Source organism: Solibacillus sp. FSL H8-0538, assembly GCF_038003525.1.
Classification (GTDB): Bacteria; Bacillota; Bacilli; order Bacillales_A; family Planococcaceae; genus JBBOPI01.
Window position 1 is genome coordinate 1,931,903 of record NZ_JBBOPI010000001.1, and the last position, 17,476, is coordinate 1,949,378.

Sequence of the window (17,476 nt, forward strand, 5' to 3'; positions counted from 1 at the left end):
AATCCGATCTTGAGGGTGTGGCGTGAATGCATGGACACAGCCAATATTTTAGCTGTCCTACCCCAAAATGAAACACCATTCCTTATGCATTAGGCAATATTACCTGATGCATAAGGAATGGTGTTTCTTTCTATTTGTACAGGGAATTGTATAATTTCACCTTGTGGATATATTTTACAAAAGTAAATGTAACGTCTAGTGAAAAGCGCCAACCGCCAACCCTTCAAGGTACGGTCCGTCCTCGGGGAAAAGCAAAGAGCGCCTTCACTTTGGACTATCCTGCGCTTGTAAGGGCTAAACAAGGGCTTTACACATTTGTTGTTAAGGGCATTTCTTTTAAGTTTTCACCGCAATAAAATGAGATTACGAAGCCAACGCATCATACCGTATAGTTGTTATTTTTCGTACTGTGTAATTAGTGCGACCATCTCATGTGGTGTTTTTGGACGTTCTGCATCAATCATCGAATCAACTATAGTCTCAGAATTTGATGCTAATTCATCCAGCGCCCCCATGAACGAAGCCTGATTTAATTGTTCTTCTTCTAATACGTGTGCAAAGCCTTGCTTTTTGAACAAGTTCGCATTTAATATTTGATCGCCCCGGCTCTTCGCAGCAGATAAAGGAATAAGTAGCATCGGCTTATGCAATGCTAAAAATTCGAAAATTGAGTTAGAGCCGGCACGGGACACAATCGTATCCGCTGCATGCAGTAAATCGGGTAATTCCGTTGTTACATAGTCAAACTGCTTATAACCAGTCAATCCCTGTAAACTCTCGTCAAGATTCCCTTTACCGCATAAATGAATGATTTGGTACGTCTTAAGTAGCTGTGGTAAATTACTACGAAGTGCGTCATTTAACACAACTGATCCTAAGCTTCCACCCATAACAAGTAATACCGGTTTATAACTCGTAAATCCGCAAAGGGCTAAACCCTTCACTCGATCTCCTTCTAACAGCTGCTGACGAATAATTGAACCTGTGCACGTTGCTTTATCACTTGGTAAATGCTTCACCGTCTCCTTAAAAACTGTAAAAATATGGGACGCAAATGGTAATGCAAGTTTATTGGCAAGTCCCGGTGTTACATCCGACTCATGTACAACCACTGGGACACTCGCAAGTTTAGCAGCAATAACGACAGGAACAGACACAAATCCACCTTTAGAGAAGATTACAGTTGGTTTTACCTTACGAATAACTGCTAGCGCCTGGCCTATTCCAGCAAGCACACGAAACGGATCCGTAAAATTTTTCATTGAGAAATAGCGGCGAAGTTTCCCGCTTGAAATGCTATGATACGGCACATCAGGGAATGCGTTGCCGATTAGTTCTTTTTCAATTCCTAAATGTGAGCCAATATAATGAACCTTATAGCCTGCTTCGATTAAAGACGGGATGATTGCTTCATTTAATGAAACATGACCAGCCGTGCCCCCACCTGTTAAAATAATTGTTTTGTCTTTCTCCATCTTGTTATCTCCTAACACAGTCTTTTCTCACTTGTTACTACTGTATGCACTGTATTTTCTATCCATGCAAATCTTTTTTTGTTAGTATGATATACTACGTTCATACTCTAACTAAAGGAAGACCATACCATGTACGAAACATCAAATTTGAAACAAAAATACAAACTACTGCTAACGATCATACTTCCGTTATTAATTACGCAAGTAGCCGTTTACTTAATCTCATTTTTCGATATTTTAATGGCGAGTAATTACGGGACAGCAGATCTTGCCGGCGTATCGATCGGCTCTTCCATCTGGATGCCGGTATATACGGGACTGTCCGGAATTTTACTATCCATAACGCCCATTGTAGCACAATATGTTGGTGCAAAAAAATCATTTCATGCGAAAAAAGCTGTTCAGCAAGGGGCTTATGTCGCCATTGTCCTTGCTATTCTCATCTTTATTGGGATTCTACTGGCGATTGAGCCGTTATTATCGCTCATGTCACTAGAAACCGAAGTACACCGAATTGCAAAAGGTTATATTATCGCATTATGCTTCGGGTTAATTCCCCTATTTTTATATCAGGTACTTCGCTGCTTTGTTGATGCACTTGGAAAAACACGCGTGACGATGTTTATAACCCTACTGACCACACCGGTAAACATCATCTTAAACTGGATTTTCATTTACGGGAAATTCGGTGTTCCGGCGCTTGGCGGAGTTGGTGCAGGGGTTGCTTCTGCGATTACATACTGGATTATTTTCTTTATTGCATTAGCCGTTGTCGCAAAGCGCACGCCGTTTAAAGAGTTTGCACTATTAAGTAACTGGCCAACAATTGATTTTTCTGAGTGGAAAGAAATTTTACGTATTGGTGTGCCTATCGGTATTGCAATTTTTGCTGAAACGAGTATTTTCGCGGCTGTGACGATGATGATGAGTAACTATTCAACCGCGGTAATCGGAGCCCATCAAATTGCCCTAAACTTTACTTCCCTACTTTATATGGTGCCGCTCTCAGTTGCAATGGGCGCAACCATTCTAGTCGGCTACGAGGTCGGAGCTGGTCGCCTGTTAGATGCAAAGCGCTACAGCTATTTATGTGTCGGGACAACGATTATTTTTAGCTTCATGTCAGCGACTGTGTTATTTTTTTGCCGTGAATGGATTGTCAGTATTTACACGTCAGATCCGCTAGTTATAGAAATGGCCACACAGTTTTTAGTATTTGCGGCAATCTTCCAACTATCGGATTCTATCCAAGCACCTGTCCAAGGGGCACTGCGCGGCTATAAGGATGTAACAGTTACGTTTATTATGGCCATCATTAGCTACTGGATTATCGGTTTACCCGTAGGTTATGTACTTGCTACATGGACAGAGTTTGGTCCATTCGGCTACTGGATTGGTCTCATTGCAGGTTTAACAGCAGGTGCCATTACGTTATCAATCCGATTAAAAAGGATTCAACGAAAAACGGCATAACATTAGGAAGAAAAGGCGCTCTCTAAAATAGAACTAGTTAGAGAGTGCCTCTTTTAATATAAAATACCTGTTTCGACAACGTTCAGCTTTATTTCAGTTGTAATGTTCATCGTTGAAAATTTTTCATGCCAATTTTCCTCATAATACTTAGTATGGTAGGCGCGTGTAATTTGACCGAGCCCAATCGCATCACACTTTGCATCTTGTAATTTTTTTATAACTGCCTCCATATCCTTAGTTATTTGCTCCGTTAAAAATTGGTCGATCTTATCTCGTTTTTTCTTGCTCTTCAAATTATCCTGTGGAAATTCAACAATGGCTACATCTATCTTGTTCATTATGTTAATCTGATCAGAAATATCTAAATTTCGCTTTGTTTCGACAATTCTAATTGACAAAGGATGGCCTTCGTATATATAAGACAAACGTGCTACTTGGCCAATTGATTCATTTAATATATTTAAAAGAATCGACTGTTGCGGATTTAATGTTTCTCCGCTAAATGAGCGCCCTGAAAAAAGTGCGACTCCCTCTCCGACTGGACGCCCTAGCTCCTCATCCATTTTTAAATACGGCAACACTAAGTCCTTTGCTGTCTCAAATAGGATAGTACTAGCCGTTTGCATCGTATAGGGAACCACAAAAGAAGCCTCCTCGAAACTTTTGATTAAGCGTTGGTAATATGCACCGGATTCACTCTTCCACTGCTGACTAAGGTCGAAGAATGGCTTCACATCACCCGAAACAACTACAAGCTTGGCCGTAATCGGACTACTGGGATCGCGAAAATATATATCGAGATAGTCATAAAAATCACCTGAAGAAGCTGTTTTTTCTGAAATTAACAACGTCGATAACATAGACAAATCAAGGACTTGTTCCACTTTTAGTTCTGCTTCACTACGAACTTCACGAGGGGATGCTCCTTTGCCTGTGATGACAACTGTGTTCATTTCTGTTCCTATTGATTCTGGATAGGCATAGTAGCCTGTTATGTCGCCTATTTCCCCTTCAATTCCGGCAAGTGAAACGACTGATAAATTTTTATATAAACGTTCATCCCAACATCCTCCGAGTAAAAGAGCAACAACGATTATTTTGATGAATCGAATTGTGATCTCCCCCTCAGTTTATTGACGCTAATAATAATGATAGGCAACACAATTGCAAACACCAAATTTATATACAATAAAGAATGCTTAAATATCTGTTGCATTGTAATATTAACGAAAAAACACGCCGAAATACCCATAACGGTGAAAAATACGAGCTGCTGAAACTTCTCATATTTGCGCTTTTGTTGAAAATAAACAAGTCGAATCACAAGTACATGATTCACTATCCCAATAATCGTCCATGATACCCAAATATAAATGAAGAAAATATCGAGCCGTTTTACAAAAGTTACTTCCTGTGAATTTAAGATGTATAAAATTGGCTCAGAAATGATATTAATCTCTTCAATTGCAAAATACATAATTGTAAATAATAGCGATACCATATAAAAAGCCGTGAGAAAAGACGCATATATTAACAAAATTCTGCGATTTATTGTCTCGCTTTGCATCACATATTTTCGGAGTATTAAATAAACCTCGACTCCACTAAAGGCATTCGTCGAAAATAGAATCCCCTTAATCCATCGATCAACTGGCTCTTGCATTAACGGAAACAAATTGGTCACCTCTAAATCCGGAATGGACAAGAATAGAAAAAGAAAAAATATAACAAGCATCGGTATCATAACCACACCAATGTTAACAGCCGTCTCCGCTCTGCTCACGCTTGCATAGTAACAAACAGACAATAACAAAAAAACGAGCACGGCATTTGGTGTATTCGGAAACACCCACGACGACAGTATATACAAAGTATTGACGACAAACGCATGAAGATAATAAAACCAGTACAAAATGTAAAGAAACCGAGTAACAGGGTTTAATATAAAATATTGATAAGTACGTTCAAAAAACAATAATAGTAGATAAAATACTAAAGCCGTGATAAGAAATTGTAACGTTGAATCACGTTTCCCATTTTCAATGACTAAGTTTTGAAATGATACATAAACAAAGGCCGTTTGCATAATAAACATTAGCAAAAAAAACTGCACACGTGTAAGTTTAATCGTCATTTCTTCTCACCCTCTTTGGGAGAAAAGCTTGTCGCTTGCTTTTTCGCCTTATAATACGGCTCACGAAGTATCACTTTAAAAATCTCTTTTGGTTGGAAAGGAATAAATGGCGTAAAATATGGCTGTTTGAGTGAACTTAAATTAAATAAATGAATAACCAATAAAAGCGTCCCAATCACAATGCCAAAAAAACCAAAGAGTGACGCCAATACCATAAACGGAAATCGTAATAGTCTTATTGTAGTATTGAGCTCCATAGAAGGCACAACGAAACTTGAAATTGCTGTAAAAGCTACAACAATAACCATCATATTGGATACGAGTCCTGCACTCACAATGGCGTTCCCAATAACTAAACCACCGACAATACCAATCGTCTGCCCTACAGCTTTTGGTAAGCGAATACTCGCCTCTCGAATGAGCTCAATCGTAATTTCAAGAATCATTGCTTCAATAAGCGGATGATATGGAATTTGATTGACATCAATTTTTATTTTATTGGCCAGCTCAAGTGGCAAAATTTCAAAGTTAAAGCTGACGACTGCAATATAAAATGCAGGTAGGAAAACTGCTGAGATAAAACTTAAAACCCGCACAATACGATAAAACGAACCGACTAAAGTTCGTGAATTATAGTCATCCGGTGATTGGTAAAATGTAAAGAAGTTTATTGGGCCAATAAGTGCAGTAGGGGAAACATCGGTCATGACCGCAATTTTCCCCTCAAGAATATTTGCTACAACTCTGTCCGGTCTTTCCGTATTCAGTAGCTGAGGGAATGGTGACCACACATTATCATCCAAATAATCATTAAGCTGCCCCACGCTATAAAACATATCTAAGTCAATGGAATTTAAACGTTCCTCTATTGTTTGGAGCGCTTCCTTATCAACAACATCCTCCATATAAAGATAATACGCTAAACTATTTGTTTCCTTGCCAATTGTCAATTTTTTGACGATGAGCTTATTGTTTTTTATCCGTTTTCGAATGAGCGATACGTTGGAATCAAAATTTTCTACAAGCCCTTCGTGTGAACCACGCAGAACAGACTCATTTTCCGGTTCGTCAGGTGTTCGGTGGACAAATTCTGGACTATTCATTCGAATCATTTCGTTTTGACTTGTTATATAGATTATCGTTTCACCATTGCATACATATTCGATGAACTTGTTTTTTACATATGGCTCAGTCGTTATTGTCAAAGACTCTTCTGTTTTTTTTGCTTCTGTTTTTTTGGAATGCCTCATTAAATATAAATAGCGCTCCACTTCACTCTTTTTTACAAGCGTAGAATAGAAGCATAATATCGCCTGTTCATCCTTACTCCAAGCAATTTCCTTTACAACAAAATCTTCTGATTGGAGGAATTGTTGTTGAATTTCTTGCACTTTTTGTTGAATTTCTTGATTTTGATCTTGTTGTTTCATAGCCCTCCCCCTTCAGATGAAGTATGGGCTTTGGAAAATGGTTTTATTCTTTTGGTGTTTAAACTAGTAGGAGCGGCGCAAAAAGACCACTCTTCAAAAGAAGAGTGGTCTAAATTTTATTGTTTAATAAATTGTTGTGTCCAGATGTTGCCTTCTTTTACATACCCAACGCCAATGTGAGTGAAGTTTTCATTTAAAATATTCGCACGGTGACCTTCTGAATTCATCCAAGCTGTTACAACTTCTTCAGCTGTACGTTGACCTTTCGCGATGTTTTCACCGGCTGCTTGATAGCTAATGCCAAGTGCTTTAAGGCGATCGAATGGGCTGCCGTAAGTTGGACTTGTATGAGAGAAGTAATTTTTATCTTTCATATCTTGTGATTTTTCACGCGCTGCCGCCATCAATGGTGTATAAGCCTGTAATGGTTGTAATCCAGCTTTCGCACGCTCCGCATTTGTTAACTCTACAACCGCTGCTTCAATTGCATCAATGTCAGTTGCAGTAGAAGCCGCTTTTTCTGTTGTATTCGTTGTTGAATTTGTAGTATTTTGAGAAGCATTTGAATTCGTATTTGCTTCAGGTGTTTTTGATTGCTCCGTAGTTGTTTGCGTTACTGGTGCTTTTTCCACCTCTGTATTGGTAGTTGGTTGCTCTGTAACTACTTGCTCTTTTGTTACCTCTTTTTGAGGAGTAGTTTTTTCTGCTGGAGTGGCAGTCTTTTTTTCTACTTTTATAGTTGTAGTTTTGCCTGGTTCTTTAGTAGACTTTTTATCTACTTTTGTAATTGCCTTTTTTTCTAATGCTTTAATATCAAACCCCATTTTTTCTAATTCTTTTAAAATAGGATTCTGCTCTTTTTCCCATGTAATTAATTGTTGTAATTCATTATTGAATGCTATTGAATTATATTTATATGTCTTAATGGATTTAATTTGTTCCTCGAAGCGGTTACCCGTCTCTCCCTCAGTCGTTGTTGCAGCATTCGCTATAGGCGCTTGTGTTGCCAAAAGTACTATTGCACAAAATGTGATAAAGCTCTTTTTCATTTTGTAGCCTCCTTTCGTGTCTCTATCATAAAATAGAATTCCACAAAAAAATGGCCTATAAATTGGTACTGTCTCCAGTGACCAATCTATAAGCCGTTATATAAGCGTTTTAGACTTCAAGATTCGTCCAACAATTGCTAATACATGCGAAATTTACATCTCAAAAGGTATTGACGAGTTGGATGCGTGCATGTTTTTACTCCATTAATCTATGCCGATTACTTGTACGTCTTTAATATTTTCACCGATAAGTACAAGTTTAGCTGGCATTTTGATGAATTCAGGTAACCACTGCACCATGCCATACGCATATTGGAATAACATTGGATTTTTCACACCTTCGATTGGCACAAAACCTTTCATGCGGTACACCGAATCTGGTAGTGTACGCACCCAATCCTCAAATTGCTCCTGCGTGAAGCTCCCTTCGAACTCGACTAAACGCGAGCCGAGATTAAAGCTTGAACCAATTTTTGCTGAGACAATGTCTTCCTTGGCGATGCGTGCTGTAGATTGCATCCCTTTTAAGAGTTTCAGTGGTACGCGGCCGTTTGTAGTTTGTAGGATAAAGGCATTGGGATTAAAGCCTTGCAACTCAAAAACGACCTGTGCTTGCTCCGATTCTGTCAGTAAATCTGTTTTGTTTGCCAGTAATAAGTGCGCATGCCGAATTTGCTCCATAAATAATGAACGTACTTGCGGTGTTAACGTAGCGCGGTCTAACCAAAGTCTACTATCAGCCACAGTGACAATCCCTTTAATATTTAATTGTTCTGCAAAAATTGGCGAATACACAGCATCTAATGCTTCTACGGGATGCGCCGCGCCAGTTGTTTCAATAATTAATACGTCAAAGTCGCTATCATGCAGTAGTGACTGAATTTGAGCTTCAGTTTTCTCCGAGCCTGTGCAGCAAATACAGCCTTCCAGCATTTCTTTCAGCGGCACGTCATGATCAACAGCCTGCGAATCAAATGGTAATTTACCAAGTTCATTCATTATAACTGCCGGTTTTAGTCCGGTCTCTTTTAGCTGACGAATGACGTCGGTTAGCATCGACGTTTTGCCGCTCCCTAAAAATCCACTAAATAAATATACATCCTTCATACGAGTCACATCCTATAATAAAGGGCTGACTGCACCCGAAATAATTCGAATGAGCCAGCCCTTTCAATTAATTTTCTGAAGCTTTAACTTCAGTTCCTAATAATAATTCTATTGCTTTTAGCACTTGTGGATCTTCTTCGGCAATTTTCACACGTAGCGCATCCATTAATGCATAAGTAGTTTCACCAGACAAAATCCCTGTTGGCTCCAACTCATTATCTTCTTGGAAATTTTTCACGGCTTCAGCTGTTGATTCGGTAAATTTAGTATCCACATCGCCTGGCTTATACCCTAATACTTCAAGCATACGTTCAGCAGAAGAAATAACCGCGTCATCTGAACCTATTGTTAATTCTGTAGCCGGGTCCACATATGCTAATGTAGCGTAATCAGGATAATCGACTTTAACATCAGGTTTAATGCCTTTTTCATTAATCCAATTGCCATTTGGCGTTAACCATTTACCTGTTGTAAATTTAAGATTACTGCCGTCTGGCAAGTAGCTCACTGTTTGTACAGTACCTTTACCGAATGACGTTAGGCCAATAATTTTCACACCTGCAGATTCACTTAATGCAGCCGCTAAAATTTCTGAAGCTGAAGCACTACCTTCATCTATTAATACTGTTACTGGCTGCTTGTATTTCTTACCACCTTCAGCATACATTACTTCTGGCTCACTAGTTCGATCTTGTACTTGAACAATCGCTTTGCCTTCTTCAACGAATAAATTTGCAATTTCCAGTGCAGCATTTAAAAAGCCACCTGGATTTTGGCGTACATCTAAAATGATGCCTTTCATACCTTGTGCATCGTAATCCTCTAATACGCCTGCAAGCTCCTCGTACGTATCTTCACTGAATGAAGTAATTTGAATATGTGCGATTTTATCGTCGCCCATTTCGCCATACACCGTTTCAACCGGAATATCATCACGAACGATGACGACTTGCATTGGTTCTTTTGCGTCCCCGCGTTGAATTGTTAACGTTACTTTCGTGCCCTTTTCACCGCGAATTAATAAGACCGCTTCAGAAGCACTCATTCCTTTAATGCTTTCACCGTCAACTTCTAAAATTATATCCTTAGGCAATAACCCGGCTTTTTCAGCTGGGGAATTTTTAATTGGCGATACGACCATAATATAGCCGTTACGTTCCTGAATTTCAGCGCCAATTCCTTGGAAGCTTGACGATAAGCTTGCATTAAATGAATCTGCCTCGTCTTTGTTCATATAATCCGAATAAGGATCACCTAACGCATCAAACATCCCGTTAATCGCGCCATAAATCACTTCTTCATCATCAATATCCATGTAATAATTCTTTTTCAATTCATCAAAAGCTTCATATAGCTTTGTAAATTCTGCTCGTTCTACAGGTACCTTTACTTCCACAACCTTTTTGTCACCGAAAGTTAAGGCGAAGATCGTTAACCCTGCAGTTACAAGAATTGTTAGAAACATTAACATAATGAAAGCGAACGGCTTAATGCGTAAAAATTTGCCGGCAGGTTTTACTGGTTGTTCTTGCTGCTCATTATGTTCTGTTTGTTCCCCGTCGTGTTTTTGATCATCCATAAATTTCACCACTCTCATTTTTGCACTGACATTTTGTCACACTATACCCATAATAGCAGTTTGCAAGCGGTTCGAAAAGGACAGACGCTATTTTTTTTGTTCGGTTGCGATTATAGAGAAATTCTAATGCAACACGAACAATTTTTTTACGTCTTTTCGCCCCATTTTTACACCTACAAACAGAAAATTTGTAAAAACACCTTTTTTGGAAAATAAAAAACTCCCTATTCTTGTTATTATCCTACTCTTGCTGTTTAATATGAACTTTCCCATCATTTGCATAACTAGTTAACAAATGATTATTTAGTCTTACGAAGAATTCTTTACTCGGATTAGAATCTTTTAGAGTATTCCCTATAAATGTAGGTACTCTAATTATATTCATCACTTCTTAATTGAATTTTTTTCTTTATGTATCTAAATAATAAGGCAACCATATCTAATAAAATGACTATAATATTTTATTAGCATCTCCCAATATGAGATATAGAGGTGATTATATAATAAAAAGCACTATCCTGAAACAGGCAAGATAGTACTTTTTACAAAAATATTGCTTCTTTTTAATATTTATCATACAAATTTTCTTTATAACAGTTTACCCATTTCTCTTCCATTTCTGCAAGAGCTTCTTTTTCTGAAATTATTAATTCCTCGATATTTAACGTTTCTAAGCATTCGAATGTAAAATTTTCTTCACCAAATAGTTTCCAGTCCTGTTGTAATGTTTTATGAATATGCGTGTTATTTGATAACGAGAAGCGTACACCATTTAAAGTTTTGAAATTCCGTGTGCTCGCAATAAACACAAGACCATTTCGTTTATTTTCAATTTTGTAGACGCCTGCCTCTACTTTATTTGAATCCTTATATTGTAGTTTTAATTCCTTTTTACGTTCCATTCGTTAATCCCCCCTATTTTTTTACCCAATACGCGCTACCATCTCGTTTTCGATCGAGAAAACCGTAGCTAATGAGATAACGGCGCACTAATGTAATGTCATCCCATAATGTTTTTACAATTTCATTCACTTCTTTTTCTGTATACATTCGACTTTCGTCAAAGCGTTTCGCTAATACAGTAAGCACAACTATACGCTGCTTTTCTTTAGGAGGAAAACGCGTTAAATGACCATTTACATCTGGTAAAAACTTATCAAGTATCGCTTGTTTCTCTGACTCTGTTATCGCGTAACGATCATCAACCATCGTCGCGTTAACATGTGGCTCAATAAACTTCGGGGCATGTTCGTCTTTTTCTTTCAATAAACTCATGAGCGTTAAGAGCGTTTTAGCCTGACGTTCCTTTTCCTTAAATGCAAAACGATGTTGGCGAATTGTCGAAGCACTACCGATTTCTAGTTCTTGCTGAATCTCTTTATCGGATTTTCCTTCATAAAATAATCGTAGTAACATTGTTTGATGCTCCGTTATACCTGTAATTTTCTTGTCAAGCTGAAGGAAATACATGAATACTGATTCATGCTGTAGCTCAATATGCAATTTCATAAAACGCTCAGCCTCATATAATTTCTCCTCATGTGAATATACCAACCCCTTCTCCACATGTTTACTACAAATCAAACACTCAAAAGATTGCGTAAGCTCTTTATATCCTTGTTTCATTTCAGAAAGCGATGCATCCCAAATTTGATTTTCACTCATCGTGTAACCTCCTCTAAACAAAAATCCATTTTGTTTACTTTATTTACCAATAATTTGTTACAAAACATAGTCATCGTCAACTAACAAAGTTACATTACGTTTGTTTTATCAATAAATGAAATCATTATTGTTTATAAAAATAGCGTAAAACTACTTAACGAGTTTAACAATCCGCAGTTCACCATTTATGTATTTACTGAATAAACGACATAGTCAGTCGTTCATATAAATTTTAAAGCATGATACTATTGGTATGTCATATCAATATAAAAGCAAATGTAATTTACCCCGTAATATGGCAATATTTCAAGTGCTTGAAGATTAACTACAACTATTAAAGGCGAAACAAAGTGAAATATCACTTGTGTTTCGCCTCTTCATTTTCTTAATGATATATTTTCAAGTTAAGTTGCTGCAAAAAGCGCGCTGGTTGGTCAACACGTATGGCAACCGTGGTATATTTTTTCTGAACACCTAAATAATACGTTGCTGTAATTGGTTCTTTCATGCGCAAAATAACCTGTGGTTGCAATATTTCAAAATCGCGAACAATAAATTGAAGCGTATCTTTCTTAAGCTTTTGCTCCAATATAGTTGGATCTGTTACGACTTCTTCTATTAAATGGTATGGAATTTTTGTGTGCTTCATTAAGCCAGCTGAAATATACAATTGGTTATCTTCAAATACAATTGGTGTTAAACGCATTGCCTGCAAATCACCTAAAAAGAAGAAGATCGAGTATACATTTAAGAGCAGTAAAACAAAGGACACAATTGGGGCTACCCCATGTAACCACCAATGAATGCCGAGCGTTTCCAGAATGATGGCATGAATAATCATCAATTGCATCGCTACATAGCTCGTGTTTTTATACAGTGTAATGCCTGGTTGTTCTTTTTGACGCCATGTTCCAAATGCATAGTAAAACATGAGTAACTCTGAACTTATGATTTGTACAATGCGGTGCGAGCGGATAAAGCGATTTATTGCTTCCGGAAAGGTGAAAACAAGCGGTAGAGAACTGCTTTTCACGAATCGTACTATTTTCGGCATGTAAATAAATAGTGAAAGAACTAAACTAATTTCTAGTAACAAAATTGCCCCTTCGATCGCAAACCCGAGCCAAGTGAACATGACAAACGGCTCTAAAAAATCCATTGGAATTATAAATCGTGCTGCTATACAGCCAGATGCTGCATAGAGTATAAACTTTTTCACTGAAACACGGTCATGCGCTAGCATTAATGCAAGCGGCACAATGATTGCAAAATCAAGTAACGAACCAATGACAACGCCGCGCTCTTCTACCGTTAACATACTGAGCCCAAACGATGTGCGATATAGTAAAACATTTGATAAAATTACAAGCAGTCCGAATAATATCCATAGATTTTTCTTCCGTGCAATGATAGTCATACCTTCTGCGTCCTTTCTTGTTTTCTCTGGTATCCTATGTAAAGTTCCTTAATTCCATTACATTTATTCATATGTTTAGTCCGATTAAAAGTTTCAAATCCCATAAGTAGAGCGCGAACATTTTAACATCCGCGCCTTGTCCTTTATCCCTTTTCTACAATAGCAAAATAATTATTTTCTGGATCTGCAAAGTTAAATACGCGTCCCATCGGCATGTTAACTAGCTCGCCAACCGTAATGCCCTTTGCTTTAAATTGTTCATAAAGCGCATCTATAGCATCGGCGTAAAGCAATATCGACGGCGTTGCTAAATTAAGTTCCGGTTGCATTTTCGCTATGAGCTGCTTATCATGGAGCACAAATGACGTCTCAGCATCCATTGTCGGCGCGATTTCGTACCAGCGTATTTGCCCATCATCATACGACTCTTTGCTGACAAATCCAATTTGATCTACCCAAAAATTTAATACTTGTTGCTGATCGTTTACATATAACATCACTTGCCCAATTTGTTGGATCATTTTTCATTCGCTCCTTATTGAACGTACGCCTCATGACTAAACTATTCTTCGATGCAGGATTTATTCTTTATGCTGCTATAGCATATACTTCAAAATGTGCCTTGTAACATCCTCGTTACTACGCCATCTTGCTGTAAGTGTTTAACTGCATCCTGACATATTCTTTCTCATTTAATCTAACTTAGTCATTAATAATTTCACTAGCACGCATCCGTTAGATCAAGGCGATTATACGATTAAAATGCTGTTTCTGTTGCTGTATCTAGTACTTCTTGTGGGATCGTAATCGTGTCAACATTATCAAACTCGCTATATGTAACCGTTGATTTTGTGTCGACTTTTGACTGTTGTCCCATAACATCCATATTCATAATGAAATCCATGTCCATTTTTACTGTATCAAATGTTTTCTTATCAATTGTGATGACATACTTGGCATCTTCAAACGTTATGCCCTCTAGTAGTGACTGCTCGTCTTCTCCTAATTGATTGAGCGATCCCATTACTTGACCTAACATTACTTCATTAAATTTTTCGCCATCTGCAACTAATGTTAAAATATATGCATCATCCGTTTGCTCAAATGTAAAATCATTAATAAACCCTTTTAGCTGCTTTAATTGCTCTGAAGCATCCGCTTGCGCTCCCATTTGGGCTAACATATCTTCCGTTAAATTTTCAGGTAGTTTCGACCAGCCGCCTGTCATAAAGTCATTCATATAAAACCCGTCTGCCTCTGTCATGTACATTTGTAGCGGCATATCCATTGCTTCACTTTCGCCTGCCATCTCCATCGTCACCGTGCCATCAACGAAAAAAGCGACCGGTTTCACAGTCATTTCCATATCCATATTCGTTGAGGATGTCATATTCATTTCTTCCCCTTCTAATGTCATCGCTGTAACTTGATCCATTACAATATTCGCCTTTGCACTTTGCATACTTTCTTGGCGTTCAATTGCCTTGTCATATACTTGTTCTAATGTTAAATCTGACTTTTCTGTTGTGCCCGTAGTGAGATCAGCACTAGAACCACATGCTGCCAGTGACAACACAGCCACTCCAACCGTTACACCCATAAATAATTTTTTCACACTATCCATTCCCTTCAAAAATAAAATTGTTACAATACTATATACGGACTAAAATGGGTAAAGTTTCAAAAAAATCATTTTTATGGTTACACACCATAAATCGGGTTTTACTTACGTTCTGACTGGCCTCATTTTTCTAGTTGAGTCGTATAGCTAGATAGATCATTTGAAGAAAAGCGGTCTTTTTTCCTCTTCTATTTTTAATCTTTTACTATTAGCCATAGTAAAATTATTACAAGGTCATTTTAGACAATGCTAATATAATCAATAAAAATTAAACGAGAGGATCATTATTTCAAATAACGAAGGAGTGCTTGACAATTTCTATACGTTCAGTCAATTCATGAGTTCTCGTAAAATATTTTCTCTACCAAAGCTTAACATTATCCTAAGACTTTAAATTCAAAAACATCGTGGCCTTATAAATTTTATTATGTTACTAGTTCCCCCATTCAGTCCCCGAATACAATTAAAAGCGAAGGAAATATCCCTTCGCTTAGTTTTTGTTAAGGAAATTATAAAATTTCGCCATGTGGATAACATTCAAAAAAAGTAAATGCTACGTCTAGGCTAAAGCGCCAGCCCCTCGAGGTCGCTTCGATCCCTCGGGCGAAAGGAGGGCACTGAAAAAGTCCTTCAGCTATAAGTAAGAGCGTCCAAGAACGGAAATTCGTTACTGGACGCTTTTTTTCTTCGATGCCGTTGATTTCCATTCCGGCGGACGCTTTTCGCGGGCACGGCTCCAGCCTTCTCCCTCGCTTCGCTCAGTCCGGGTGCTTCCGCTCGTGCTGTTCCCGCAGAAGTCGCCGCCTCCATTCCAATCAACTGGAACTACTTTCATCACAAGAAGGGCTCTTCCCTCGTATAATCGCACACATTTCTTGTATAATTAAAGTACTAATAAAAGGTGGTGCGACCATGATTTCTAAACAGGAAACATTCAATTTGAGCCCGTACATGGCGTTGTACGATTTAATTATCCCAAAGGACAATATGCTTCGCCAAATTAATGAACTTGTGGATTTCTCATTTATTCTAGACGAACTAAAATCGAAATACTGTTTAGATAATGGCCGTAACGCGATTCCACCGATTCGTATGTTTAAATATTTACTATTAAAAGTGATTCATGATCTATCGGATGCCGACCTTGTCGAGCGTTCAAAATACGATATGTCCTTTAAATATTTTTTAGAGATGGCACCAGAAGATGATGTAATCGATTCAAGTTCACTGACAAAATTCCGTCGACTTCGTCTCCAAGATGTGAATTTAATAGATTTACTGATTCAGAAAACAGTTGAAATTGCCTTAGAAAAAGGGCTACTACTAAGTAAAATGGTCATCGTTGACGCTACCCATACAAAGGCTCGTTATAATCAAAAATCGCCAAAAGAATTTTTACAGGAAAAATCTAAAAATGTACGTAAAGCCGTGTATCAACTCGACGAAAACATGGTTGGAAAATTCCCTGAGAAGCCTACGTCAAATGAAGTCACAGAAGAATTAGATTACTGTCGTCAAGTAGTTGAAGTGGTGGAAACGCAATCAAAGGTTGCACAAATCCCGGCTGTGAAAGAAAAATTAAATGTTTTAAAAGAAGTGATTGATGATTATGAGAATCAGTTAAGCTATTCAAATGATCCCGATGCGCGGGTTGGACATAAGTCGGCTGACTCGGCTTTCTTTGGTTTCAAAACGCATATTGCGATGAGTGATGAACGAATTATTACGGCTGCGGTTGTGACAACAGGTGAAAAAAGTGATGGTCATTATCTTCAAGAACTAGTTGAAAAAAGTAAAGAGGCAGGTATGGAAATTGAAACGGTGATTGGTGACGCCGCTTATTCTGCGAAAGATAACTTACAATATGCTAAATCAAAAGAGCTCCAATTAATTTCAAAGTTAAATTCAGTCATTACAAACGGTAGCGGACAACGAAAAATCGAATTTGATTACAATAAAGATGCTGGTATGTTTGTCTGTCCAGCTGGGCATCTAGCTATTCGAAAGGCACTTTCTAAGAATAAAAATAAGAATAAAAATCCGAAAATGGCATTTTATTTTGATATTGAAAAATGTAAAGTCTGCCAGATGCGTGAGGGCTGTTATAAGGATGAGGCAAAAAGTAAAACCTATAATGTGACCATTAAATCAATTGAACATGAAGAACAAGCTGCTTTCCAAGAAACTGATGCATTTAAACAGCTTGCGAAAAACCGTTATAAAATAGAGGCGAAAAATAGTGAATTAAAAAATCCGCATGGCTATAAAACAGCCATATCAGCGGGTTTATTTGGCATGCAAATCCAAGGTGCCACAACGATATTTGCGGTGAATCTCAAACGAATATTGAAACTGCTAAATGAAAAAGTGTAAGTAATAGACAAAGAAATAAGGCACTTTCCGTTCGATTCGAACAGAAAGTGCCTTATTCTTATTTGAAAAACGAAACCATCATAAAAAACGTAAGTTTTTCAGTGCCCTCGGCGAAAGTGGTGGAGCGTTTACTTTCGCTTCGGGCTCTCCAGC

The 17,476-nt window shown here is 37.9% G+C and carries 14 protein-coding genes; 2 read left to right on the top strand and 12 right to left on the bottom strand.

Annotated features, from left to right (window positions below):
* Positions 1-395: 395 nt before the first annotated feature.
* Positions 396-1,475 (bottom strand): undecaprenyldiphospho-muramoylpentapeptide beta-N-acetylglucosaminyltransferase, encoded by a 1,080-nt coding sequence (locus MHH87_RS09065; RefSeq protein WP_340748990.1) that lies wholly within the window; start codon positions 1,473-1,475, stop codon positions 396-398.
* A 129-nt stretch (positions 1,476-1,604) separates the two neighbouring features.
* Between MHH87_RS09065 and MHH87_RS09070 the strand changes: the two genes are divergently transcribed.
* Positions 1,605-2,948 (top strand): MATE family efflux transporter, encoded by a 1,344-nt coding sequence (locus tag MHH87_RS09070; protein WP_340748991.1) that lies wholly within the window; start codon positions 1,605-1,607, stop codon positions 2,946-2,948.
* A 53-nt stretch (positions 2,949-3,001) separates the two neighbouring features.
* Here MHH87_RS09070 and MHH87_RS09075 read toward each other — a convergent pair whose 3' ends face one another.
* The 11 genes from MHH87_RS09075 to MHH87_RS09125 all read right to left on the bottom strand — a co-directional run bounded on the left by MHH87_RS09075 (position 3,002) and on the right by MHH87_RS09125 (position 14,944).
* On the bottom strand, positions 3,002-4,066 hold the full coding sequence (locus MHH87_RS09075) for a Ger(x)C family spore germination protein (RefSeq protein WP_340750946.1): 1,065 nt from the start codon (positions 4,064-4,066) through the stop codon (positions 3,002-3,004).
* Positions 4,042-5,082 carry a GerAB/ArcD/ProY family transporter gene (locus tag MHH87_RS09080; protein WP_340748992.1) on the bottom strand — a complete coding sequence of 347 codons (1,041 nt, stop codon included), beginning with the start codon at positions 5,080-5,082 and terminating at the stop codon, positions 4,042-4,044. The genes MHH87_RS09075 and MHH87_RS09080 overlap by 25 nt, the downstream gene beginning before the upstream one ends.
* Positions 5,079-6,512, bottom strand: coding sequence for a spore germination protein (locus tag MHH87_RS09085; RefSeq protein WP_340748993.1), 1,434 nt, complete (start codon positions 6,510-6,512; stop codon positions 5,079-5,081). Before MHH87_RS09085 ends, MHH87_RS09080 begins: the two co-directional genes overlap by 4 nt.
* Before the next feature lie 116 nt (positions 6,513-6,628).
* Positions 6,629-7,324, bottom strand: a complete 696-nt coding sequence (locus MHH87_RS09090; RefSeq protein WP_445683122.1) for a CAP domain-containing protein — start codon at positions 7,322-7,324, stop codon at positions 6,629-6,631.
* 441 nt (positions 7,325-7,765) lie between these two features.
* Positions 7,766-8,668 carry a CobW family GTP-binding protein gene (locus MHH87_RS09095; protein WP_340748995.1) on the bottom strand — a complete coding sequence of 301 codons (903 nt, stop codon included), beginning with the start codon at positions 8,666-8,668 and terminating at the stop codon, positions 7,766-7,768.
* Positions 8,669-8,735: 67 nt separating this feature from the next.
* Positions 8,736-10,247: a lmo1851 family serine protease gene (locus MHH87_RS09100; protein ID WP_340748996.1), complete on the bottom strand. Its 1,512-nt coding sequence runs from the start codon at positions 10,245-10,247 to the stop codon at positions 8,736-8,738.
* A 563-nt stretch (positions 10,248-10,810) separates the two neighbouring features.
* Complete coding sequence (locus tag MHH87_RS09105) at positions 10,811-11,149, bottom strand: GIY-YIG nuclease family protein (protein ID WP_340748997.1); 339 nt, start codon at positions 11,147-11,149, stop codon at positions 10,811-10,813.
* 13 nt (positions 11,150-11,162) lie between these two features.
* Positions 11,163-11,912 (bottom strand): DUF2087 domain-containing protein, encoded by a 750-nt coding sequence (locus MHH87_RS09110; protein ID WP_340748998.1) that lies wholly within the window; start codon positions 11,910-11,912, stop codon positions 11,163-11,165.
* 385 nt (positions 11,913-12,297) lie between these two features.
* A complete protein-coding gene (locus MHH87_RS09115; protein WP_340748999.1) occupies positions 12,298-13,329 on the bottom strand; it encodes a beta-carotene 15,15'-monooxygenase in 1,032 nt (343 codons plus the stop codon).
* A 143-nt stretch (positions 13,330-13,472) separates the two neighbouring features.
* Positions 13,473-13,850: a VOC family protein gene (locus MHH87_RS09120; RefSeq protein ID WP_340749000.1), complete on the bottom strand. Its 378-nt coding sequence runs from the start codon at positions 13,848-13,850 to the stop codon at positions 13,473-13,475.
* A 236-nt stretch (positions 13,851-14,086) separates the two neighbouring features.
* Complete coding sequence (locus MHH87_RS09125; protein WP_340749001.1) at positions 14,087-14,944, bottom strand: DUF6612 family protein; 858 nt, start codon at positions 14,942-14,944, stop codon at positions 14,087-14,089.
* A gap of 918 nt (positions 14,945-15,862) precedes the next feature.
* Between MHH87_RS09125 and MHH87_RS09130 the strand changes: the two genes are divergently transcribed.
* A complete protein-coding gene (locus tag MHH87_RS09130; protein ID WP_340747541.1) occupies positions 15,863-17,323 on the top strand; it encodes an IS1182 family transposase in 1,461 nt (486 codons plus the stop codon).
* Positions 17,324-17,476: the final 153 nt, after the last annotated feature.